Below are 4,120 nucleotides of genomic sequence, written 5' to 3' on the forward strand. Positions count from 1 at the left end.
TAATGAAAATAACGCTAAAAGTCCGATTAAGAAACCGGAATTTGAAATATAAAAATGACAACAGATTTGGGGATTTGTCGTGATATAACGTAGTTGTGTGGCATACAGAAGAACCGACACAGACAACCAGATAATGAAAAACAGACATTAAATATATTGAAAAATGATATATTTATTCTAAATTTGTCAATTCAATTCTAAAATGATTATGAATAGAATTAAGGAAGTATTAGAAGCAAAAGGAATTAAACAAAAGTGGCTTGCTGAAAAACTCGGTAAAAGCTACAATATGGTAAATGCTTATGTGCAAAATCGACAACAACCAAGACTGGAAGTTCTTTTTGAAATTGCCAAAATACTTGATGTTGACCCAAAAGATTTAATTAAACAAAAAGTATTATAAAATATGGCAAAAAAGAAACAGAAGATAAAAATTATGCTTAGCTCTACTGTCTATGGTTTTGAAGACCAATTGTCACAGATTACTGCTCAATTAAATTTATTGGATTATGAAGTACTTAATTCTTATAATGGTAGTATAAAGGTAAATCCAAAATTATCAAATTTGGAAAATTGCTTGAATGCCGTTGAGGAATGTGATTTGTTTTTAGGAATTATCCGTCCTTTTTATGGTACAGGAAATATTGGAGAGAAGAATATTACCTTTGAAGAAATAAAAAAAGCTATTGCTCTCAAAAAACCATATTGGTTCTTAGTGCATCGTGATGTTGTATTTGCTCGTTTGCTCTTTGAAAAACTAAAACTAAAAAGTGGTGATAAAATTGAGGTGGAAAAGAATAGATTCTTCGATCCAAGAACAATTGATGTTTACGAATATGTTATTGAAAATCACATTCCTGTAAGATTGAGAAATGGAAATTGGGCACAAGAGTTCTATCGTTTGGATGAAATGATGATTTATGTAAATAGTGTCTCTAAGAAAACTCTGCAAAATTAGATTCCTATCTTTTTGCGATATTTTTATCTTTCTCAACTCACTGATGCTAAGGCATCGCCTCGTCTCAAAAAATAAAAATCTCATCAAAAATCTTAGAAATCATAAAATTTGATAGTTTTCTTAGAGGCACTAAATACTCAATTTTCTGATAAAAATTTTGTAGAAAGTATTATAAATGAAAAACCAACAAATAATGGATAATAGTTTTATTATAGATAACTTACTCCAACAACAAGAGAGTGTTCGTTTAGAATTTAAAGAAAAGCCTAATAAGGCTATGATTGCTAGGGTTATTACTTCTTTCATTAATACACAAGGTGGTGATTTAATAATAGGTATTAAAGATGATAAAACTATTAATGGAGTTGAAAATGCAGAAAAGGTTCATAATGATATTAAAAAGTTTTTAATAGAAGAAATAAAACCTAATGCACCTATCTCTGTTCAATTAATTCAATACAAAAGAAAAGAAATTATACTAATAAGTGTATGGGAAGGAGCTAAAAAGCCATATCAATACAAAGGCAAAATTTTCACAAGAGAAAATGACGTAACAAAGATTTCAAATCAAGAAAATTTAAATTATTTAATAAAAGAAAGAAAAGAAGCGGACTTTCATTGGGAACGTAGAACCGTTTTAGGTGCAAAAATTTCAGATTTAGATATTTCAGAAATTGAGAAGACAAAGAATGAATATGAACTTTATAAACAAAGAAGTGGTTTTGAGGATGTTGAAGATTTTTTAATTCAAATGGGACTTATAAAAAATGGAAATCTCACAAATGCTTGCGTAGTTTTATTTGCAAAAAATCCAGCTCGTTATATCCCTCAGTCAAGAATAAGATTAACTGTTTATCCTTCCAACAAAACAGGAGATAAATTTATTAATGATAGAATTTTTGATAATAATCTATTTAAAAATATTACAGATATTTTAAATTTTATTGATATTACTTTTGGAAGAAGTATTGTTGTTGAAGGTGTATTGCGAAAAGAAAAATATAATTATCCAATATTAGCACTTCGTGAAGGATTATTAAATGCAATGGTACATAGAGATTATAATTCGGTTAATGGTTTCTTGCAGATTTCTATTTTCAATAATAGAACAGAAATTTCTAATTATGGAGGGTTACCAGAAGGTATAACAATTAGAGATTTAAAGACTGAACATAATTCAATACTTAGAAATTCAGATATAGCACAAATGTGTTTTATTCGTAAGTATATTGAAATGTTAGGTAGTGGAACTCTTCGTATGATTGATGATTGCAAAAGGAATGGTTTTAACTCTCCTTATTGGGTTGATAAAGAAGATATTACCACAGTTACATTTCCTAAACTTGCAATTAAAAGTGAAGAAGATAATGAAGGTGTAAATGAAGGTGTAAATGAAGGTGTAAAATCAATAGTTGTTGAAGGTGAAAGTGAAGGTGTAAATGAAGAACTAAATATACTTTTTAAAGCTGTTGGTAATAACCCCGGATTAAAGGCTCCTGCAATTGCTAATCTTATAGATAAAAGTTTGTCTTCAACAGAACGTTATATAAGAAAGCTAAAAAATGTTGGAATGATTGAATATAGAGGTGTATCAAAGAAAGGTGGATATTATGTAGTTAAATCTATATGAAAACATCAGGTATTTGTTGATAGAAAAAAGTACGACCGCACAACAAAACCTCTACGTAATGCAGGATTTATCGTAAATATTAAAGTAGATGTAAGTAGTGCCTCTAAGAAAACTATCAAAATGCTATGACGGCATGCACTATACACGATGTTGGCGTTTCGTTTTAATTCCTCTATTTGCTTCAGTTTTCAATCAACATTTTATTCATTCCCCTCCACCAAATACCAATCTACCCAAGCAACCATTTGTCTTACGGAGTTTGGTCTGAGAATGATTTCCAAATTATTATCCAACAGGTAAATTGTTGGTGTGGCAAATACATGATAGTCTTTTACCGACTGGCTTTCCCATTTTTGATAATCGCAGATGCTGATGAATGGAAAATCCTTTGCAAATTTTTTGAAATTTTTCTCATTTTCATCCAATGAAACAAAAACAACTTCTACATTTTGAGATTTCCATTTGTTATAAACTCCTGCAATTTGTAAAAGTTCAGAAGGACATGCAGGGCACCAGCTTGCACCAAAAACAACAACAATGTAATCACTTTCTATATCGGATAGTTTTTGTAATGCAGGATTGCTTCGATTTAAAATATCTCCTGCAATTATAATATCGGGAGCAGTATTTCCCTTTTTCATGGCACGGTAGCTTTCCAATTGGGCGACAAAATCGTTGTTGAGTGTACAGCCCTGTTCGTTGAGTAATTTTAAGGCTAAATATTCCGATGCTTTAAACAAACTGCGTTTTTCAAGAAATTTGAATAAGTATTCGCTTATCTCATTCAGTTTTTGCTCGTCCGATAAAAGATTTTCAATTAAAATATCAATGGATATATTCATTTCAATATACACTGAATCCAGAGTACGTCCGCTGTTTTCTATCAACCAAAAATGGCTTTCAACGACATCAGCAAGCAAACCACTTTTTTGCAAACGAGGGTCTGTATAATCTATATTTCGAAATGATGTAATGGCAACCGGTATTTCTTCGGTTCGGTATTGTGCTATGGTAGAAACCGAACTCACCAACTTGCGAACTGGCAAATAATAGCTTACATAAGAATTTTTGGGCAAATTGGCGAGAAATAGGCTGTCTTCAGTTTTTATGCGTTGCTTCTCGTTGGCAATTGCTTGTTTGGGGTCAGCTTGCACTGTAAAAAGTGAATCTTTTGCATATATTTTTTCTAAATAACCCCATGCACTTAATGCCTGCTCTCTGCGTGGGTGCTCGGTGGCATACTTTCCAAAAAGAAGATTTTCTGTTCCTTCAAGAATTTCAATACTTTCAGTAAGGACAAAACTTTCTCCTTTTAACTTTATACCTTTCGACAAGCTAAGTGCATCGCTTTCAACTTCAAGTACATTAAAAAACGCTTTATTGTCTTGAGCGGATAAATAGCCCATAATATCAACTTTTCAAAAGTTTGAAACTTTTGAAAAGTTAGTTAGTATTATTCCAACTCCAATACCATTTTCTCATCAATTTCTTTTTGATGAAAAGCCCAAAATTTTTCTTTATCAGTAAACCAT

The 4,120-nt window shown here is 31.0% G+C and carries 4 protein-coding genes; 3 read left to right on the forward strand and 1 reads right to left on the reverse strand.

What is annotated here, in order from left to right; all coding sequences use genetic code 11:
- Nucleotides 1-208: 208 nt before the first annotated feature.
- The 3 genes from U9R42_03985 (at nucleotide 209) to U9R42_03995 (ending at nucleotide 2,588) form a co-directional block, all read left to right on the forward strand.
- On the forward strand, nucleotides 209-403 hold the full coding sequence (locus tag U9R42_03985; GenBank protein MEA3495176.1) for a helix-turn-helix transcriptional regulator: 195 nt from the start codon (nucleotides 209-211) through the stop codon (nucleotides 401-403).
- Between the two features lie 3 nt (nucleotides 404-406).
- Complete coding sequence (locus U9R42_03990; GenBank protein ID MEA3495177.1) at nucleotides 407-958, forward strand: DUF4062 domain-containing protein; 552 nt, start codon at nucleotides 407-409, stop codon at nucleotides 956-958.
- Between the two features lie 175 nt (nucleotides 959-1,133).
- Nucleotides 1,134-2,588: a putative DNA binding domain-containing protein gene (locus U9R42_03995; protein ID MEA3495178.1), complete on the forward strand. Its 1,455-nt coding sequence runs from the start codon at nucleotides 1,134-1,136 to the stop codon at nucleotides 2,586-2,588.
- A 200-nt stretch (nucleotides 2,589-2,788) separates the two neighbouring features.
- Here the strand turns inward: U9R42_03995 and U9R42_04000 are convergent, their stop codons facing one another.
- Nucleotides 2,789-3,994, reverse strand: a complete 1,206-nt coding sequence (locus U9R42_04000) for a TlpA disulfide reductase family protein (GenBank protein ID MEA3495179.1) — start codon at nucleotides 3,992-3,994, stop codon at nucleotides 2,789-2,791.
- Nucleotides 3,995-4,120 lie beyond the last annotated feature (126 nt).

The organism is Bacteroidota bacterium (assembly GCA_034723125.1).
Classification (GTDB): Bacteria; Bacteroidota; Bacteroidia; order CAILMK01; family JAAYUY01; genus JAYEOP01.

What these genes read in the sequence shown, in the direction of transcription:
- U9R42_03985 (MEA3495176.1), top strand. Translation starts at nt 209, where the DNA reads ATGAATAGAATTAAGGAAGTATTAGAAGCAAAAGGAATTAAACAAAAG.
- U9R42_03990 (MEA3495177.1), top strand. Translation starts at nt 407, where the DNA reads ATGGCAAAAAAGAAACAGAAGATAAAAATTATGCTTAGCTCTACTGTC.
- U9R42_03995 (MEA3495178.1), top strand. Translation starts at nt 1,134, where the DNA reads ATGAAAAACCAACAAATAATGGATAATAGTTTTATTATAGATAACTTA.
- U9R42_04000 (MEA3495179.1), bottom strand. Translation starts at nt 3,994, where the DNA reads ATGGGCTATTTATCCGCTCAAGACAATAAAGCGTTTTTTAATGTACTT.